At 44.1% G+C, this 17778-nt stretch carries 20 protein-coding genes; 15 read left to right on the top strand and 5 right to left on the bottom strand.

Features of this window, described 5'->3' with window-relative positions; genetic code table 11:
* The first annotated feature begins 29 nt into the window (after positions 1-29).
* Positions 30-2579 carry a DNA mismatch repair protein MutS gene (gene mutS / locus DQM55_RS00655; protein WP_111675150.1) on the top strand — a complete coding sequence of 850 codons (2550 nt, stop codon included), beginning with the start codon at positions 30-32 and terminating at the stop codon, positions 2577-2579.
* A 48-nt stretch (positions 2580-2627) separates the two neighbouring features.
* On the opposite strand, the gene DQM55_RS00660 is transcribed toward mutS, so the two are convergent.
* Positions 2628-3098, bottom strand: a complete 471-nt coding sequence (locus DQM55_RS00660) for a DUF3021 family protein (RefSeq protein ID WP_111675151.1) — start codon at positions 3096-3098, stop codon at positions 2628-2630.
* A complete protein-coding gene (locus tag DQM55_RS00665) occupies positions 3095-3535 on the bottom strand; it encodes a LytTR family DNA-binding domain-containing protein (protein ID WP_111675152.1) in 441 nt (146 codons plus the stop codon). The genes DQM55_RS00660 and DQM55_RS00665 overlap by 4 nt, the downstream gene beginning before the upstream one ends.
* 184 nt (positions 3536-3719) lie before the next feature.
* Between DQM55_RS00665 and mutL the strand changes: the two genes are divergently transcribed.
* Positions 3720-5663, top strand: coding sequence for a DNA mismatch repair endonuclease MutL (mutL, locus tag DQM55_RS00670; protein ID WP_111675153.1), 1944 nt, complete (start codon positions 3720-3722; stop codon positions 5661-5663).
* Positions 5664-5698: 35 nt separating this feature from the next.
* Here the strand turns inward: mutL and DQM55_RS00675 are convergent, their stop codons facing one another.
* Together DQM55_RS00675 and DQM55_RS00680 are read right to left on the bottom strand one after the other, a co-directional pair.
* Positions 5699-6220: an RDD family protein gene (locus DQM55_RS00675; RefSeq protein WP_168956407.1), complete on the bottom strand. Its 522-nt coding sequence runs from the start codon at positions 6218-6220 to the stop codon at positions 5699-5701.
* On the bottom strand, positions 6204-6707 hold the full coding sequence (locus DQM55_RS00680) for a helix-turn-helix domain-containing protein (RefSeq protein ID WP_004185136.1): 504 nt from the start codon (positions 6705-6707) through the stop codon (positions 6204-6206). The genes DQM55_RS00675 and DQM55_RS00680 overlap by 17 nt, the downstream gene beginning before the upstream one ends.
* Positions 6708-6874: 167 nt before the next feature.
* Here DQM55_RS00680 and ruvA point away from each other — a divergent pair, with 167 nt between their 5' ends.
* Both ruvA and DQM55_RS00690 read left to right on the top strand, forming a co-directional pair.
* Positions 6875-7465 (top strand): Holliday junction branch migration protein RuvA, encoded by a 591-nt coding sequence (gene ruvA / locus DQM55_RS00685; RefSeq protein WP_009660167.1) that lies wholly within the window; start codon positions 6875-6877, stop codon positions 7463-7465.
* Positions 7466-7474: 9 nt separating this feature from the next.
* Entirely contained in the window at positions 7475-8047 is a 573-nt protein-coding gene (locus tag DQM55_RS00690) for a DNA-3-methyladenine glycosylase I (protein ID WP_111675155.1), read from the top strand.
* Positions 8048-8056: 9 nt separating this feature from the next.
* Here DQM55_RS00690 and DQM55_RS00695 read toward each other — a convergent pair whose 3' ends face one another.
* Entirely contained in the window at positions 8057-8905 is an 849-nt protein-coding gene (locus tag DQM55_RS00695) for a helix-turn-helix domain-containing protein (protein WP_111675156.1), read from the bottom strand.
* 598 nt (positions 8906-9503) lie between these two features.
* On the opposite strand from DQM55_RS00695, the gene DQM55_RS00705 reads away from it, so the two are divergent.
* From DQM55_RS00705 to DQM55_RS00760, 11 genes are all read left to right on the top strand, one after another.
* Positions 9504-9782, top strand: coding sequence for a bacteriocin immunity family protein (locus DQM55_RS00705; protein WP_223310420.1), 279 nt, complete (start codon positions 9504-9506; stop codon positions 9780-9782).
* 409 nt (positions 9783-10191) lie between these two features.
* Positions 10192-11448 (top strand): competence/damage-inducible protein A, encoded by a 1257-nt coding sequence (locus DQM55_RS00715; protein WP_049552831.1) that lies wholly within the window; start codon positions 10192-10194, stop codon positions 11446-11448.
* Positions 11449-11506: 58 nt separating this feature from the next.
* Complete coding sequence (recA, locus tag DQM55_RS00720) at positions 11507-12655, top strand: recombinase RecA (protein WP_111675157.1); 1149 nt, start codon at positions 11507-11509, stop codon at positions 12653-12655.
* A gap of 85 nt (positions 12656-12740) precedes the next feature.
* Positions 12741-13139: a transcriptional regulator Spx gene (gene spx / locus DQM55_RS00725; protein WP_002894078.1), complete on the top strand. Its 399-nt coding sequence runs from the start codon at positions 12741-12743 to the stop codon at positions 13137-13139.
* A 134-nt stretch (positions 13140-13273) separates the two neighbouring features.
* Positions 13274-13846, top strand: a complete 573-nt coding sequence (locus DQM55_RS00730; RefSeq protein ID WP_111675158.1) for an SP0191 family lipoprotein — start codon at positions 13274-13276, stop codon at positions 13844-13846.
* A gap of 105 nt (positions 13847-13951) precedes the next feature.
* On the top strand, positions 13952-14494 hold the full coding sequence (locus DQM55_RS00735; protein ID WP_111675159.1) for a hypothetical protein: 543 nt from the start codon (positions 13952-13954) through the stop codon (positions 14492-14494).
* 177 nt (positions 14495-14671) lie between these two features.
* Entirely contained in the window at positions 14672-14938 is a 267-nt protein-coding gene (locus tag DQM55_RS00740; protein ID WP_002894075.1) for an IreB family regulatory phosphoprotein, read from the top strand.
* Positions 14938-15357 (top strand): Holliday junction resolvase RuvX, encoded by a 420-nt coding sequence (ruvX, locus tag DQM55_RS00745; RefSeq protein ID WP_002899275.1) that lies wholly within the window; start codon positions 14938-14940, stop codon positions 15355-15357. The genes DQM55_RS00740 and ruvX overlap by 1 nt, the downstream gene beginning before the upstream one ends.
* A gap of 24 nt (positions 15358-15381) precedes the next feature.
* Positions 15382-15693, top strand: coding sequence for a DUF1292 domain-containing protein (locus tag DQM55_RS00750; RefSeq protein WP_002894073.1), 312 nt, complete (start codon positions 15382-15384; stop codon positions 15691-15693).
* Between the two features lie 181 nt (positions 15694-15874).
* Entirely contained in the window at positions 15875-17107 is a 1233-nt protein-coding gene (locus DQM55_RS00755; protein ID WP_111675160.1) for a bifunctional folylpolyglutamate synthase/dihydrofolate synthase, read from the top strand.
* Positions 17108-17164: 57 nt separating this feature from the next.
* Entirely contained in the window at positions 17165-17644 is a 480-nt protein-coding gene (locus DQM55_RS00760) for an SP_0198 family lipoprotein (protein WP_111675161.1), read from the top strand.
* Positions 17645-17778 lie beyond the last annotated feature (134 nt).

Below are 17778 nucleotides of genomic sequence, written 5' to 3' on the forward strand. Positions count from 1 at the left end.
GACCTCGTTTGTTTTTAGAAAGGATAGAGATGGCAGTAGAAAAGTTATCGCCAGGCATGCAGCAGTATTTGGATATCAAAAAGGACTATCCAGATGCTTTCTTGCTCTTTCGGATGGGGGATTTCTATGAGTTGTTTTATGATGATGCGGTCAATGCCGCCCAGATTTTAGAGATTTCTCTCACTAGCCGCAATAAAAATGCAGAAAATCCCATTCCCATGGCTGGAGTTCCCTATCATTCGGCACAGCAGTATATTGATGTTTTGGTCGAATCAGGCTATAAGGTAGCAATTGCGGAGCAGATGGAAGATCCCAAGGAAGCCAAGGGGGTTGTTAAGCGGGAGGTTGTTCAGGTTATCACGCCGGGAACGGTGGTGGACTCCAGTAAGCCGGACTCTGCTAATAACTTTCTGGTGGCTCTGGATTACTCAGAGGGCCTCTATGGTCTGGCTTATATGGACTTGGTGACCGGTGAGTTTCAGGTGACCAGTCTAGAGGACTTTGCCTTGGTCTGCGGGGAAATCCGCAATTTGAAAGCTAGGGAAGTGGTGTTGGGCTATGCCTTGCCAGAAGCTGAGGAGCAGGTCTTGGCTGGACAGATGAACCTTTTACTGTCCTATGTACAGACGGCCTTGGACGATGTCCAGCTGCTGGGCGAGGAGCTGTCTCCTATGGAGCGTCAGGCAGCAGGGAAATTGCTGGAGTATGTGCACCGGACCCAGATGAGGGAGCTCAGCCATTTGAAGAAGGCTCAGCATTATGAAATCAAGGACTTTCTGCAAATGGATTATGCCACTAAGGCGAGTCTGGATTTGACAGAAAATGCTCGTTCGGGCAAGAAGCACGGCAGTCTTTATTGGCTGATGGACGAGACCAAGACGGCCATGGGCGGCCGCATGCTGCGCTCTTGGATTCAGCGTCCGCTGATTGATGAAGCGCGAATCATCCAGCGGCAGAATGTCGTCGAGGTCTTTCTGGATCATTTCTTTGAGCGAAGTGATTTGACAGAAAGTCTCAAGGGAGTCTATGATATCGAGCGGCTGGCTAGTCGGGTTTCTTTTGGCAAGACCAATCCTAAAGATCTGCTGCAGCTGGCAGCAACATTGGGCAATGTGCCTCAGATTAAGGCTATTCTGCAAGGGATTGGCAGCCCGCATCTAGCTCGTTTGATTGAGGGATTGGACCCTATTCCAGAGTTGGCAGGCTTGATTAGCTCAGCTATTTCACCGGATGCGCCCCATGTCATTACTGAGGGCAATATCATTCGGACCGGTTTTGATGAGACCTTGGATCAGTATCGGCTTGTGCTGAGGGAGGGAACCGGATGGATTGCGGAGCTGGAAGTTAAAGAACGTGCCAACAGCGGCATCAGCAATTTGAAGATTGATTACAATAAAAAAGATGGTTACTATTTCCACGTGACCAATTCCCAACTGGCTCATGTGCCTAGTCATTTCTTTCGCAAGGCGACCCTGAAAAATTCTGAGCGTTTCGGAACGGAGGAGCTGGCCCGGATTGAGGGAGAGATGTTGGAGGCGCGTGAAAAATCTGCTAATCTGGAATACGAGATTTTCATGCGGATTCGCGAGGAAGCTGGCAAATACATCCAGCGCTTGCAGGCCTTGGCACAAACGCTGGCAGCTGTAGATGTCTTGCAGAGCTTTGCTGCGGTGGCAGAACAACTGCATTTGGTGCGCCCTGTCTTTACTGCGGAGCGCCGTCTGCAGATTGAAAAAGGTCGGCATGCTGTTGTGGAAAAGGTCATGGGTGCCCAAAGCTACATTCCAAATAGTATTCTGCTAGATCAGGAAACGGACATCCAGCTGATTACCGGGCCTAATATGAGCGGGAAATCGACCTATATGCGCCAGTTGGCTATCATCGTCATCATGGCACAGATGGGATCTTATGTGCCCGCTCAGTCTGCCAGTCTGCCGCTATTCGATGCGATTTTCACTCGCATCGGCGCAGCGGATGATTTGGTGTCCGGCCAGTCCACCTTTATGGTGGAGATGATGGAGGCCAATCGGGCCATTCGGCAGGCCAGCGATCGTTCGCTCATCCTCTTTGATGAGCTGGGTCGTGGGACGGCGACTTATGATGGGATGGCCTTGGCTCAGGCTATTATCGAGCACATTCATCACTATACTGGGGCCAAAACCCTCTTTGCCACCCACTATCATGAGCTGACAGCCTTAGAGGACAGCTTGGAGCATTTGGAAAATGTCCATGTGGCAACCTTGGAAAAGGACGGGCAGGTGACTTTCCTGCATAAGATTGAGCCGGGTCCGGCTGACAAGTCCTACGGAATTCATGTGGCGAAGATTGCCGGACTTCCTGAGAAATTACTGGAGCGGGCGGATAGCATTTTGAGTCATTTGGAAAGTCAGGATACAGGGCTAGGCTCAGAGCTTCCTGCTGAATCTAGACAAACACGTTCGCAAGTGGCGGAGCAGATGTCTCTTTTCGCAGAAGGATCGGGAAATCCAGTCCTGACTGAACTACGAGACTTGGACATCTATAATATGACTCCTCTGGAAGTCATGGCAGCAGTGGCCGATCTCAAGAAAAAGCTGTAAAAGCAAAGAACAGACTTGTTAATGCCTCAAGTCTGTTCTTTTTGTTTCTCACGATTTTCTAGACAAACGGCTATTGATTTTTTGAATGTTGCGGTAAGTGCGGTAGTAGATGGCACCTGAAATGATTAGATAGATGAGGGTGAATTCCCCGACGGCAGTCAGTGTCAGGCTGAGTAGTTTTTCTCTTGGGAAAAATCCAGCTAGATTAGCCAAAAGTGCAAAGCTCAGAATCATCACTCCATAGTGGCTGACGACGGAGCGCAGGATGCTCCAATCTCTTTGGAAGAAGCTTCCACTCCATCTGAAAACAGCTCCCATGTTAAACCAGATAAGCATGCAGTAGAGCATGATGAGGGAAACATGGACATGCTGGCTCAAAAAGAAGTGGCCGATAGGAGAGCGAGGGTGAAGCGGTAGATAAGCTGGATTGTAAAAATAAGAAACAATCATGGAGAAGAAGAGACCGATGAAAATCCCTCCAATCCCTCCGAAAAAGAGTTCTTTAAGACGAGTTTTCATAATTGCAACCTTTCTTTAATGGATTTGAGATAGCGGCGGGACGAGTATGTCTGATCGCCGTTTTTCAGAAATATTTGAATCAGACCATTTGGAGTCAGCTTGAGGTGGCTGATTTGTTGGCTGTTGATAATCTCCGACTGAGAAATCTGCAGGAAATAGTCCGGTAGGATCTGCAGCAATTGATAAAGAGCTTGTTGAGTTCGATAGCTGTCTTTTGCCGTTCGGACCCGAACCTGACGATTTTCTGTATAGATTCGGTGGATTTCCTTAGCGTCCAGCAGATAGATGTCGTCTTCTTTCTTGACATGAATCTTGTCCTCTTTGCCTAGATGTTGAGCAAAGTGGACCAATTCCTGAATGCTTTCTGTCATAAGGCGAGCCTCAATGCTGACGGAGTCTTCGGTGACTTGAGAATCGATTCTTAGCTTAACTTTCATAACTTCCTCCTTTCATCTTTATTAAACCGCAACTTAGTAGCGAAAACAAGCCCTTGTGTCTATGTGGCAGCTATCTGTGTCTATTTGGTTTGAATGGTGAGCAGAGTGGTCGAGATAAGGCTCCCTTCTGATAGAAAAAGCCCAATGTGTTATAATAGATAGCAGAACAAATACGGAGAAAAAGATGTCAAAAATTATCGAACTTCCAGAAATTCTGGCCAATCAGATTGCGGCAGGTGAGGTCATTGAGCGACCTAGCAGCGTGGTCAAGGAGCTGGTGGAAAATTCAATTGATGCGGGTGCAAGTCAGATTACTATCGAAATCGAGGAGGCCGGACTCAAGAGCATTCAGGTAACGGACAATGGCGAGGGCATAGAGCACCAAGATGTCCCTCTGGCACTTCGCCGCCATGCTACCAGCAAAATCAAGAAGCAGGCGGATCTCTTTCGGATTCGGACATTGGGTTTTCGTGGTGAGGCCATTCCTTCCATTGCTTCTGTCTCGCGTTTTACCATTGAAACAGCAACGGAAGCCGGCCAGCACGGGACCCTGCTGGTTGCCCAAGGCGGTGAGATCGAAGAGCATGTGCCTACCAGCAGTCCGGTGGGAACGAAAATCAAGATAGAAGATCTCTTCTTCAATACTCCGGCCCGGCTCAAGTATATGAAGAGCCAGCAGGCTGAGCTGTCCCATATCGTTGATGTGATTAATCGGCTCAGTCTGGCCCATCCGGAAGTAGCTTTCACCCTTATCAGTGACGGCCGCGAAATGACACGGACTGCCGGCAGTGGTAATCTGCGTCAGGCTATTTCAGGAATCTATGGTTTGGCAACAGCTAAGAAAATGGTGGAAATCTCTGCTTCAGATTTGGACTTTGAAGTGAGTGGCTATGTCAGCCTGCCTGAGTTGACTCGTGCGAATCGTAATTATATTACGATCCTCATTAACGGCCGCTACATTAAGAATTTCCTACTCAATCGTGCTATTTTGGACGGCTACGGCAGCAAGCTGATGGTAGGCCGCTTCCCACTAGCGGTCATCAATATCCAGATTGATCCCTATCTGGCAGATGTCAATGTCCATCCGACCAAGCAAGAGGTGCGAATTTCTAAAGAGCGGGAACTCATGGCCTTGATTTCGCAAGCTATTGCAACCAGTCTCAAGGAGCAGGATCTTATCCCGGATGCTTTGGAAAATCTAGCCAAATCAACTGTTAAGCGTGCGACTAAGCCCGAACAGACCAGTCTTCCGCTGAAAGAAAATCGCCTCTACTACGATAAGGAGCAGAATGACTTTTTCCTCAAGCCACAGGTGGCCGAGCAGCAGCTATCCTTTGAAGAATCAGCAGGGCCTGTTCATGAAGCGACAAATGAAAAAGCAGAGCCACAACCAACTTCAGTCAAATTTGCAGAGAGAAAGCTAGCCAGCTATGACCAACTAGATCATCCAGAGCTAGATCAGGCCAGTCTGGAGCGGGCTGTGGATAAGTTGGAACAGGAAGAGAAGTCAAGCTTCCCAGAGTTAGAATATTTCGGCCAGATGCATGGCACTTATCTCTTTGCTCAGGGCAAGGGTGGTCTTTACATTATTGACCAGCATGCTGCCCAAGAGCGGGTCAAGTATGAGTATTATCGGGAGAAGATAGGGGATGTGGACAATAGCCAGCAGCAGCTCTTGGTGCCCTATATCTTTGAATTTCCAGCAGACGATATGCTGCGAATCAAGCAGCGGATGGAGCTGTTAGAAGATGCTGGCATCTTTTTAGAAGAGTACGGAGCCAATCAGTTTATCCTCCGTGAGCATCCCATTTGGTTCAAGGAAGAGGAGATTGAGGCCGGCATCTATGAAATGTGTGATATGCTTCTCCTGACCAAGGAAGTTTCCATCAAGAAATATCGAGCAGAGCTAGCCATTATGATGAGCTGCAAACGCTCCATCAAGGCCAATCACAGTCTGGATGACTACTCTGCGCGTGACTTGCTCTTTCAGCTGTCCCAGTGTGACAATCCTTACAACTGCCCACACGGCCGACCGGTCTTAGTCAATTTTACCAAGTCGGATATGGAAAAAATGTTCCGCCGCATTCAGGAAAATCATACTAGCCTGCGGGAGTTAGGGAAATACTAAACTGTATAGAAGATCAAACAGCCCTAGTCATAGAACTAGAGCTGTTTTTGATGTTTGACCTGAACTTGTGTTCTAGCAAGCAAATCAGCTGGATGGCGTTTGTCCTTGCGAAGCAGTCCCATCAGCAGAAAGATCAAGAAGAGAATCCCTGCTGAAGTTGACAAGAAAATTGACAGGGCATCTGCTTGATAAGCACTACGGATAGCTCCCATATGTCCCAGCTGCCAAGGGAAAAATTTGATAGCAGAGCGCAAAAGGCTGTGGGAAAGGCTCCTATGTTTGTAAACCAACTGTAAACCTGCCCAACGCTTGCCAAGACTTCCTTTTCGATAGTCTAGCCAAGCAAAGATGATAGTTAGAGGCAGGACGGAGCTAGAAAAAGCCAGAAGTTGGCTCTGAGCTTCAGTGAATGAAGGAATGCCTCCTAGAACCAGATTGTAAAAGCCCATAGCTAGTAAAAAAAGAGAAATGAGATAGAATGAGATGAAGAGCCAGTCTCCAAGCAGCTCTTTCAGACGAGTTTTGACAGGTATGGGATTGTCAGTTTTTAGTTTCATCTTGAGCACCTTCTTTCTCAGAATCATCAAGGCCTATAACCTTGTCCAGATACTTTTTCTTAATCTTTAGTGCCTTGTTAATAGCCATTGCTGATGCGATTAAGAGGAAGAAAGTCAACCAGACCAGGGCAGTGAATGTTGCTGGAAAGCTGGAACCTGCGAAGAAGAGAAAAATAGCCAGAGCTGATATAAAAATATACAGAACCTGCCAGAAACCATAAGATTTCACTTCCTTATAGTAGCGATCTTTTTCGTCTTCTGAGAGGACAGGTTTTATTTCTGGTTTGTCACTTTCTTCTAAAAGCAGATAATCTGTCGTCACCTGGAAAATCTTGCTCAGCTCTACAATTTTTTCCAGCTCTGGCAGTGCTTGGCCAGATTCCCACTTGGAAATGCTTTGGCGAGAGACATTGATTTGTTCTGCCAGCTTTTCTTGTGACCAGCCTTTTTCTTTTCTTAGTTCAAATAATTTATCAGCGAGTTTCATCATCACAGCCTCCTTTTTTTCTATCTCTATCCTAACAGCTTTTATTTATCTTGAGAATACAGCTTCCTGTACATTTTGTCAACCGCTGGTTGCACTTCTATTTGCAGTTTCCAGACAGAAAATATGATATACTAGATAGGCAAAATGATACAAAAAGAAGGAAGATTATGTACGAATATTTTAAAGGAATCATCAGTAAAATTACAGCCAAGTACATCGTATTGGAAGTCAACTCTATCGGCTATATTCTTCATGTGGCCAACCCCTATGCATACTCAGGGCGTCTTCATCAGGAAGCTAAGGTCTATGTGCACCAGGTGGTGAGGGAAGACGCGGAGCTCCTGTACGGTTTTGCGACTGAGGAGGAGAAGCAACTCTTTCTCAGCTTGATTTCAGTCTCAGGTATCGGCCCAGTGTCTGCCCTGGCAATTATTGCGGCGGATGATAATGCTGGCTTAGTGCAAGCCATTGAGCAGAAAAATATCACCTACCTGACCAAGTTTCCTAAAATTGGCAAGAAAACAGCCCAGCAGATGGTGCTGGACTTGGAAGGCAAGGTAGTGGCGGCGGATGGTCTGGCAGAAAGCAAGGCACCTGTCCAGACTGTGGATAATCAGGAGCTGGAAGAAGCCATGGAAGCCATGCTGGCTCTGGGCTACAAAGCTGCTGAGCTCAAGAAAATCAAGAAATTCTTTGAAGGAACGACGGATACAGCAGAAAACTATATCAAGTCAGCCCTTAAGATGTTGGTGAAATAGGAGAAAGTTATGACCAAACGATGCGGCTGGGTAAAAATGAACAACTCCTTGTATGTAGCCTATCATGATGAGGAGTGGGGCAAACCCCTCCATGATAATCAGAAATTATTTGAATTGCTCTGCATGGAGACCTATCAGGCTGGACTTTCTTGGGAGACCATTCTGAATAAACGTCAGGCTTTTCGGGAAGCTTTTCATTTCTATGATGCCCAGAAAATTGCTCAGATGACAGATGCAGATCTGGATGGTTTGTTGGATAATCCCGACATCATCCGTAACAAGATGAAGATTTATGCAACTAGGGCTAATGCCCAAGCTTTTTTGGCTGTTCAAAAGCAGTTTGGCTCTTTTAATGACTTTGTCTGGTCCTTTGTAGATTTCAAAACGATTGACAATCAAATTACGAACTACAAGGAAGCGCCAGCTAAGACAGAGCTGTCAGAAAGCATGTCCAAGGCGCTGAAAAAGCAAGGCTTCAAATTTGTCGGTCCCGTTTGTGTCTATTCATTCCTAGAAGCCGCTGGCCTTATCAATGATCATGAAAATGATTGTGACTTTAATCCACATAGAAATACCGTTTGAGAAAGATTCTCAACGGTATTTTTCAATTTCTTCTTTTAGAGATTTTACTAGCTCTTTTTCATCGGTAAGTTGTAGTAGAGCAATCCCTTTTTTTATTAATTCGTTATCATTTTTGCAAATTCCAAGTCGAATCTGTGAAAGCCCGAGGGAATCATAACGTTTTTCTTTTTTTGACAAATCGTAAATGTACTTAGTAATTTCAGCGCATTCTCTCTTTAATCCATTATAAAGATAGATGGTAGAAAGGTTGACTAAAAGACCGATTTGTACATTATTCCCATAGCGAAATGATTGGTATTTCTTTATACTATTTAAAATCTTTTGGGTAAATTGTTTGATATTTTCTAAAGGGAAGAAATAAAGGATAGTAGAAAGAAGTTGAAAATCACTTTCATACCAAGTGTCCTGTTTTTCTAAATACGCCCAAATTTTATTGGTAGTAGCATTAATTTCTTTTGTCTCAGAAATTCCATTTTGTCTCAGATGAATAGTAATATTGATGATATCTAAAGCATGTTTAATCGGAATATCGGAATGTTTACATAGATATGCCTCGCATTCTCTCTTTAATTGTAACAAACCTTTCGTCCCTACAATAGTCTCACCTTGGTTATAAAGAGAATTTAAAATTTTCTGTCTCTGACTAGGTTGATAATAATCACAAATGTATTTAAATTCTTCTAGTGTCATATCTATCTGGCGAAGTAAAAAAATCATGGTATCGAACTTTGGCACGACTTGTCCACTTTCAATTCGTGCCAAAGTTGAGCGAGCTAAAAAATCCCCACAAATTTCTTCTTGAGTCAGCCCTTTTGATTTTCTAATTTCTTTATAGATTTTTCCATAATCCCAGCGCATAAGAACCCTCTTTGAAAATGTTACTAAAAGCTACGTTTTGAAAAAATGTTTTAAAATAGTATATCATGAAATAGAAAGGAGGGCAAAGGTGGGAAAAACAAAGCGCAAATTTATTTTGCTAGTAATGATTATTGTTAATGTATTTCCATGGTGGTGGCCTTGGGAATAGGTCTAAATATGAAAGAGAGGAGGGTGAGCCCAAAAGGCTAAATAAGACTTTACATTAAATTATATTACCTTTGAAAACAAGTAGTCAGTGAGGTACTAAAAATGAGGAAAAGCAGAATAAAATGGTTTTATTCCGTTGTTTTGTTGGTATTTGTTTTATTTGCACCTGTAGCAAGTATCAGAGCTGATATAGTGAACAGCGGAGAGGTAAAAATACAAGGAGAGGTTCCACGATATACTGACCCGGCCAATCAGTTTTACTATAGATATACAGCGAAACCTTATGATTTTTATTATAATCCTTATACAGGTGAGTGGAAAATGGTTCAAGTAATACCCACTTTACAGCACATGGTAAATGTTATGTTTGATGGTTGGGCTAGATACGGACCGTGGGTACCGCGTGTTTATAGATAAGGAGGTAGCTGCTGTGAGAAAAGCTAAAGAAAAAGAGCTTTTACATCTATTGCAAGAAGTATACCATTTAGATACGACTAAAAAGGATGAGAAATTTTCACAGCTAATCTTATCTACTGTTTATAAGATTGAAAATGGTAAGAATGCTTCAATTGAGTGTGTCCGTCTAATCCCTTTTTTAAATCAGTATCTATTGTCTGCCCCTTCAAAAGAATTAGTAGACTTACAGACCTTCTTGCAAAGGGAAAGTAATTTTTACAGGGGCTGGATTAGTTTTTTTAGCTGGTTTTAGTTGTATTTAAAAGAACCTGGGACAAAAGTCCAACCTCAAATATAAAAAGCGAACAAAACTAGTTTTCTGGTAATCAGAATTCTGCTTTGTTCGCTTTTCGTATTTAATTATAGATTTGAAGGGCTTAATAATTAAGATTTTTAAAAATTGAAATCTTTTTGTCCCAAACTCTTTTTATTGGAATTTATCTCTCCATTATAAAAAGATTCAAACCATTTGCCAATAGCATTTCCCTAACAATCTAGTTATTCTGCATAACACCAGTCATTCTTAAAAGTTTTCCACAGCATGTTGACAAGTTTGTCAAGGAACTTGACAGCTCTTTTTATTTCCTGAAATGAAAATCAACTTTTTTAAGATTTTTTGTGATAAAATAAAGCCAATTCCGAATAGTAAGGTAGGAGGTTCTATGAAAGCAGAAATTATTGCTGTGGGCACTGAGATTCTGACGGGTCAGATTGTCAATACCAATGCCCAATTTTTATCTGAAAAACTTGCGAGTCTGGGGATTGATGTTTATTTTCAGACAGCAGTAGGGGACAATGAAAATCGTCTCCTATCTGTTTTGGAAATTGCTCAAGGGCGCAATAATCTGATTATCCTAACAGGAGGCTTGGGGCCAACAGAGGATGATTTGACCAAGCAGACCTTGGCTAAGTTCTTAGGACGTGAGCTCATTTTTGACTCACAGGCTGTGGAAAAGCTGGATCGCTTTTTTGCTAGCCGGCCAGATTATGCTCGAACGCCCAATAATGAGCGTCAGGCCCAGCTGGTCGAAGGTTCGACTCCGTTACCAAATGCGACTGGTTTAGCTGTCGGAGGATTGTTAGAAGCAGACGGAGTGACCTATGTAGTCCTGCCTGGCCCGCCTAGTGAGCTTAAGCCTATGGTTAATAATGAGTTGGTTCCCCTCTTATCCACAGGCCAGAAATTATATTCACGGGTGCTGCGTTTCTTTGGTATCGGCGAGAGTCAGCTAGTGACTATTTTGTCAGAGATGATTGAGCAGCAGAGTGACCCCACCATTGCTCCTTATGCAAAGACAGGGGAAGTTACCCTACGACTGTCCACCAAGGCTCTGAGTCAGGTAGAAGCTGACACCAAGTTTGAGGCTGTGGAAAAGGAAATTTTGGAACATAAGACTTTTGAGGGGCAATCACTGTCAGAGATTTTCTATGGTTACGGGGATGACAATTCCTTGGCACAGGTGGCTTTTGAGTTGCTGAAGAGTCAAGGGAAGACGATTTCGGCGGCGGAGAGTCTGACAGCAGGCCTCTTTCAAGCGACCTTGGCTGATTTTGCTGGAGCCTCTTCCATTTTTTCAGGTGGCTTTGTCACCTACAGCATGGAGGAAAAGAGCCGGATGCTGGATATTCCGTTGGGAGACTTGGAGGAGCATGGAGTTGTTTCAGCTTTTACGGCAGGGAAAATGGCAGAGCAGGCTAGAAAGCTGACCGAAAGCGACTTAGCTGTCAGTTTGACAGGTGTGGCAGGCCCAGATTCACTGGAAGATCATCCTGCAGGGACCGTTTTTATCGGTTTAGCTAGTGCTTCAGGAACGGAAACTATTAAGGTCAATATTGCTGGACGCAGTCGTCGTGATGTGCGGAAAATTGCTGTTCTGCACGCCTTCAACCTAGTACGAAAAACTTTATTAAATAGCTGATTTTTGGTATAATGATGAAGATGGCCAAAAGACATTTTAGAAAAAACAGGAGAAATAAATGGCAAAGAAACAAAAAAAATTAGACGAAATCTCAAAGAAATTCGGCGATGAGCGCCAAAAAGCCTTGGATAATGCTCTTAAAAACATTGAAAAGGATTTTGGTAAGGGAGCCATTATGCGTCTTGGCGAGCGGGCAGAGCAAAAGGTTCAAGTTATGAGTTCTGGCTCTTTGGCCTTGGATATTGCCCTTGGTGCCGGTGGTTATCCTAAGGGACGGATTATTGAGATTTACGGACCAGAGTCTTCTGGTAAGACAACCGTTGCTCTTCACGCAGTTGCTCAAGCGCAAAAAGAAGGTGGTATCGCTGCCTTTATCGATGCTGAGCATGCTTTGGATCCGTCATACGCGGCTGCTCTGGGTGTTAATATTGATGAGTTACTGCTGTCTCAACCTGACTCTGGCGAACAGGGACTGGAAATTGCCGGTAAGCTGATTGACTCAGGTGCGGTGGACTTGGTGGTTGTGGACTCCGTTGCAGCCCTGGTACCACGTGCAGAAATCGATGGCGATATCGGCGACAGCCATGTCGGCTTGCAGGCTCGGATGATGAGCCAGGCTATGCGCAAACTGTCTGCTTCTATCAACAAAACGAAGACAATTGCGATTTTCATTAACCAGCTGCGTGAAAAAGTTGGCGTTATGTTTGGTAATCCTGAAACAACACCAGGTGGTCGTGCACTGAAGTTCTATGCTTCTGTCCGTTTGGATGTCCGTGGTAATACTCAAATCAAGGGAACTGGTGATGAGAAGGATACCAATGTTGGTAAAGAGACTAAGATCAAGGTCGTTAAAAATAAGGTGGCTCCGCCATTCAAAGAAGCCTTTGTGGAAATCATGTACGGAGAAGGTATTTCTAAGACAGGTGAGCTGATCAAGATTGCGACTGATTTGGATATCATCAAAAAAGCTGGTGCTTGGTACTCCTACAATGATGAAAAAATCGGCCAAGGATCTGAAAATGCTAAGAAGTACTTGGCTGATCATCCAGAAGTCTTTGACGAAATTGGCCGCCAGGTTCGTGTACGCTATGGTTTGATTGAAGGTGATGAGTTGGTAGAAGCGGTTGGCAGCAAGGCTGACAGTCCTGTGGAAACGCTGGAAGAAGTGACTCTGGATTTGGACGATGCCATCGAAATTGAAGAGTAATTTTACAAAATAGGTCGCAAGACCGATGGTTTTTGTGATATAATAGACTACGATATTAGTATCGTGTAGCGAAAGGAGTACTTACATGATCACAATCTATACTGTCTCAAGTTGTACTAGTTGTAAAAAAGCAAAAACCTGGCTAAACGCTCATCAATTAACTTATAAAGAACAAAATTTAGGCAAAGAAGGCATCACCAAAGAGGAACTTCTGGATATTTTAACCAAAACAGAAAATGGTATCGCGAGCATTGTTTCATCCAAAAACCGCTATGCTAAAGGTTTGGGTGTTGACATTGAAGAGTTAAGTGTCAATGAAGTTCTTGACATCATCATGGAGACCCCGCGTATTTTGAAAAGTCCTATTTTAGTGGATGATAAACGTCTCCAAGTTGGTTACAAAGAAGATGATATCCGTGCTTTTCTGCCACGTTCTGTTCGCAATGTTGAAAATGCAGAAGCTCGTCTACGGGCAGCTCTCTAATCTTTGAATATAACTGAAAGAGTCGGGAAGAGAATCTCGGCTCTTCTTTTTGTTCGGGTTGACAGAGGCTTTGGCGACGAGATGGATTGACAAGGAGCAGAACTGTGATACAATATCTCTGAGGAGGATGGAAGATGAAGAAAATTTTAGTAGGACTGGGATTGAGTGTAGCACTGTTAGCAGGCTGTGGACATAAAAAGACAGAGACGAATTCGAATGCGGCTGACAAGAAAGAAATCAGCAATAATCTGCCTATCATTGATAATGCCAAGCAGCAGGAAATGATTACTCGGACGCTTGTTTTTCCAAAGGATGAACGAGGAAACCAGCAGAGCCAGACAGTGACTTATCAGGGAGAGCATTTCAAACGCTTGGTCGTTGAAAGGTTGACTGCGACTGATGATGAGATGAAAGAAGCCATCAAGCAAATGGGGCTGGAGGAAGCGCAGAAGTCGCTCAATGAGTCACTGGAGCAGGATGCAGACTATGTGCAGGCTCGTGGACTTCAAGGCTTCAGCGGTTCAGTGACAATTTTGAATGAGAACGAACTGAAAATGACTTCTACCTATGACTTTGAGAGTTTGGATATTGAAAAAGCAGCGTCTATGCCTTATTTTCAAAATCTCAAGCTCAAAGAAATGATCAAGCTGACGCCAGAAGAATATATCAACAATCTCCTGATGAATGGAGCAGAAGAGCAGAAATAAGCTGCTCTTTTTTATTACATTTTAATGACAGAGTGACAATCAGTTTGACAGCGCCATTTTTATAATGATATGATAAAATCAGTTCAATATTGAAGGAGATAAGACATGAGAAAATTAATTGTCTTTTTGCTGGCAGCTTTGGCAATCTTAACAGCCTGCAGTCAGCAGTCAAATAACAGTTCATCCTCACAGGGAGGAGCTGGAAAAGGAGATATTGTCACTAAGTCCTATAAAACTGAGAAGCAATTAGAACATGGAAAAGAAACCAGAATCTTAACAGTCAGCTACAGCGGACAGAAGTATGATAAGGTTATCCTGCATGTCAGCAAGGCTATTCCTGACAACATCAAGGAAGCTCTGTCAAAGCAGGATGTTTCCACTGTGAAGAAAGAAATGCTGTCTTTGATCGAGGAAGCACTGGGTCTGAAAGAGGCGGTGAATATCACCGGCCTTGACTTGAAAACAGATATGACAGCGGAAGAGATTTCTCTGGAGATGACTATCGATCCTGAGAATCTAGACTACAAAGCCGCCAAAAAGCTTCCAAACTACGCGCAGCTATTTGAGCAAATCGAGACCCTGAGTCCGGAAGAATTGCTTAACAAGTTTAAGGGAAGCGACGGTGTAGAAGTGTCGTCTTCAAATTAGGAAGTTTCCATCCAGTTCTCTGAAGAGAGCTGGATTTTTGCTGGATTTCAGAGCCAGACTTCGGATAAATATTAGCTAAAGCTTATTGAAAAATTAGGAGAATTCGGGTGAATTAAATTTGTGAAAAGCCTATAATTATGCTATAATAGGGATATTCTAAAGAAAGAGGGTGTAATTGTGGGATTTACAGATGAAACAGTACGTTTTAATCTCGATGATTCAAATAAAAAGGAAATTAGCGAGACTTTGACCGATGTCTACAAGTCGCTCAATGAAAAAGGATACAATCCAATCAATCAAATCGTGGGATACGTACTCAGTGGTGATCCTGCGTACGTACCTCGCTATAACAACGCCCGCAATCAAATCCGCAAATATGAGCGCGATGAGATTGTTGAGGAGTTGGTTCGTTATTATTTGAAAGGACAAGGCGTCGATCTCTAATGAGAATTATGGGATTAGATGTGGGCTCAAAAACGGTTGGGGTTGCCATTAGTGATCCTCTTGGTTTTACGGCTCAAGGACTGGAGATTATTCCGATTCATGAAGATAAGGGCGAATTCGGCCTAGAGCGCTTGGGCGAGCTGGTTAAAGAGTATAAGGTTGATAAGTTTGTCATTGGCCTGCCTAAGAATATGAACAATACCAGCGGGCCTCGAGTGGAGGCCAGTCAGGCTTATGGTCAGCGGATTGCTGAGCTGTTTGGTCTGCCGGTTGACTATCAGGATGAGCGCCTGACGACGGTGGCTGCCGAGCGCATGCTGGTTGAGCAGGCGGATATTAGCCGCAGCAAGCGCAAGAAAGTTATTGATAAGCTAGCCGCACAGCTGATTTTGCAGAATTATCTGGATCGAAATTTTTAGAAAAGAAATGAAGGAGACACTAGTATGACACATGATCATAACCATGACCACGAGCATGAAGAGCGTGAATTAATCACCTTGGTTGACGAGCAGGGGAACGAAACTTTATTTGAAATTCTTTTGACCATTGATGGTAAGGAAGAGTTTGGCAAGAATTATGTTCTTTTGATTCCGGCTAATGCGGAAGAAGATGAGAACGGTGAGGTAGAGATTCAAGCTTATTCCTTTACTGAAAATGAAGATGGCACAGAAGGTGACCTGCAGCCAATCCCAGAAGACTCAGATGCTGAATGGGATATGATTGAAGAAGTCTTCAACAGTTTTATGGAGGAGTAAGACTGATCTAGCCTCGTTTCCAGAAATGGACAAGTGTGGGCGAAAAGCTAGCTAAAATTGACAGATGAAGGAAGTAGCTAAGAATTGGCTATTTTCTATCTCGTATCATAAACATTAGAAAGAGGAGCGAGTTGCAATTCAGATTTGAGTTCTGCTTCGCTGCTCTTTTTTAGGTAAAAAAATGAATGAAATTGAAGAATGGCTGAATAGCCGAATTGGTCTAAACTTTCGTTCGGGTCTAGGGCGGATGCAGCAGGCTGTAGCTCTTTTGGGAAATCCTGAGCAGAGTTTTCCAACGATTCATGTAACTGGTACAAATGGCAAAGGCTCTACTATTGCTTTCATGCGTCAGCTGTTTGCGGGGCATGGTCGCAAGACAGGGAGTTTTACCTCGCCTCATATGATTAGTATTCACGATCGGATTTGTATTAACGGTCAACCGATTGCTCCAGCTGATTTTATCCGTCTGGGTCAAGCGGTGCAAAAGATGGAGCAAGAACTGCTCAAAAGTCATGACCAGCTGTCCTATTTTGAAATTCTGACCTTGATTGCCTTTCTCTATTTCAAGGAGCAGGAAGTGGACATAGCCCTGATTGAGGTGGGAATCGGCGGACTCTTAGACACGACTAATGTCATTACGGGAGATATTGCGGTCATCAGTTCTGTGGGCTTGGACCATCAGGAGACTCTGGGAAGGAGCTTGACGGCGATAGCAGATCAAAAGGCAGGGATTTTCAAGCCGGGGCGGCCAGCGGTCATCGGGCCGCTGCCAGAAGAGGCACGATTGGTTTGTGAGCAGCGAGCTCAGGAGCTAGGAATAGAACTCTATCAGCATGGTCGCGATTTTTCTCTGACGAATCAGACTTTTTCTAATTCTACTATGGCCCTATCCAATCTTGAACTGGGACTCAAGGGAGCCTATCAGGAGGAAAATGCAGCGCTGGCTCTGCAGGCTTTCCTACTCTTCATGCAGCAGCAAGACTGGGAAATAGATTCTGCTAAGATTCGGACGGCCTTGCAGGAGACTCGATGGGCAGGGCGTTTGGAAGAAGTCAGTCCAGGTATTTATCTTGATGGGGCCCATAATCTGCCTGCACTGGAAAGGTTAGTGGAGTTCATCCAGAGCCAGAATGACAAAGAGTGCCTGCTTCTTTTCGGTGCTCTCAAGCGTAAGGACTATAGCGCTATGCTGTCTTATCTGCGAGAGGCTCTGCCAAATGTTCAGTTGACGGTTACTTCCTTTTCTGATGGAGATTCCCTTGGTCAAGCAGAAGCGGAAGGCTTCTTATACATAGAGGATTATAGGCAGCTTATTCAGAACTTTCAGGAGAGAAAAAACACTAATCAGCTGCTTTTCATTACGGGCTCTCTCTATTTTATTGCGGAAGTCAGAGCTTATTTGACAAGTTTATAAATTGACCGCCAGAGTCCTGCTTTGGTACAATAAAGACAGAAGAAAAAGGAGAATACTATGGCAATTTCTAAAAAGTTAATATTTTTAGGTCTAACTGCTGCGGCTGTTTTGGCCTTGGCAGCTTGCGGCTCTAATCAGAACCAGACGGCACCTTCCTCTCAGTCTCAGTCAGTCGCTTCCAGCAAGACAGCAGAGTCTTCGTCGGTAGCTAGCACGTCAAGTGCGGCCAATAACAGCTCATCTGCTTCAGCGTCTTCTTCCGAGCAAGCAGCCAATGGTGAGCTGGATGGCAGCTACCAGACAAGTCATGAAGGCGATCAGCTGACCTTGCAGATTTCGGGCACTACTGGCCAGCTAACCAAGGTCGAAGCGGATGGTGATCAGGAAATTGAACAGGTTCAGATTGATGCTACCAACCAGACTATGGTCATTGGAGATGATGTCAAGCGCTATCGCATTGAGGGCAATCAGCTGACAATTGAGGATCTTTCCCAAGAGCCTTATGATGATGACACACTGGTCTTTACGAAACAATGATGAAAGAGCCCTGTCTTGAATAGGGCTTTTCCTTTTATCAGTTGTAATCTTGTAGTGAAATTTTGAGGATAGCGGTCTTCAAATACTGTTCTTGGTTTTTCATCAGCCAGAAATACGATTTGCATTGATATAAA

The organism is Streptococcus sanguinis (assembly GCF_900475275.1).
GTDB lineage: Bacteria > Bacillota > Bacilli > Lactobacillales > Streptococcaceae > Streptococcus > Streptococcus sanguinis_N.

Coding starts and splice junctions, on each gene's coding strand:
- DQM55_RS00665 (WP_111675152.1), bottom strand. CDS start 3,535: ATGAAAGTTAAGCTAAGAATCGATTCTCAAGTCACCGAAGACTCCGTC.
- DQM55_RS00755 (WP_111675160.1), top strand. CDS start 15,875: ATGAATGAAATTGAAGAATGGCTGAATAGCCGAATTGGTCTAAACTTT.
- spx (WP_002894078.1), top strand. CDS start 12,741: ATGATCACAATCTATACTGTCTCAAGTTGTACTAGTTGTAAAAAAGCA.
- DQM55_RS00695 (WP_111675156.1), bottom strand. CDS start 8,905: ATGCGCTGGGATTATGGAAAAATCTATAAAGAAATTAGAAAATCAAAA.
- DQM55_RS00750 (WP_002894073.1), top strand. CDS start 15,382: ATGACACATGATCATAACCATGACCACGAGCATGAAGAGCGTGAATTA.
- mutL (WP_111675153.1), top strand. CDS start 3,720: ATGTCAAAAATTATCGAACTTCCAGAAATTCTGGCCAATCAGATTGCG.
- DQM55_RS00675 (WP_168956407.1), bottom strand. CDS start 6,220: ATGAAACTAAAAACTGACAATCCCATACCTGTCAAAACTCGTCTGAAA.
- DQM55_RS00715 (WP_049552831.1), top strand. CDS start 10,192: ATGAAAGCAGAAATTATTGCTGTGGGCACTGAGATTCTGACGGGTCAG.
- ruvA (WP_009660167.1), top strand. CDS start 6,875: ATGTACGAATATTTTAAAGGAATCATCAGTAAAATTACAGCCAAGTAC.
- DQM55_RS00690 (WP_111675155.1), top strand. CDS start 7,475: ATGACCAAACGATGCGGCTGGGTAAAAATGAACAACTCCTTGTATGTA.
- mutS (WP_111675150.1), top strand. CDS start 30: ATGGCAGTAGAAAAGTTATCGCCAGGCATGCAGCAGTATTTGGATATC.
- ruvX (WP_002899275.1), top strand. CDS start 14,938: ATGAGAATTATGGGATTAGATGTGGGCTCAAAAACGGTTGGGGTTGCC.
- DQM55_RS00680 (WP_004185136.1), bottom strand. CDS start 6,707: ATGAAACTCGCTGATAAATTATTTGAACTAAGAAAAGAAAAAGGCTGG.
- DQM55_RS00660 (WP_111675151.1), bottom strand. CDS start 3,098: ATGAAAACTCGTCTTAAAGAACTCTTTTTCGGAGGGATTGGAGGGATT.
- DQM55_RS00760 (WP_111675161.1), top strand. CDS start 17,165: ATGGCAATTTCTAAAAAGTTAATATTTTTAGGTCTAACTGCTGCGGCT.
- DQM55_RS00730 (WP_111675158.1), top strand. CDS start 13,274: ATGAAGAAAATTTTAGTAGGACTGGGATTGAGTGTAGCACTGTTAGCA.
- DQM55_RS00735 (WP_111675159.1), top strand. CDS start 13,952: ATGAGAAAATTAATTGTCTTTTTGCTGGCAGCTTTGGCAATCTTAACA.
- recA (WP_111675157.1), top strand. CDS start 11,507: ATGGCAAAGAAACAAAAAAAATTAGACGAAATCTCAAAGAAATTCGGC.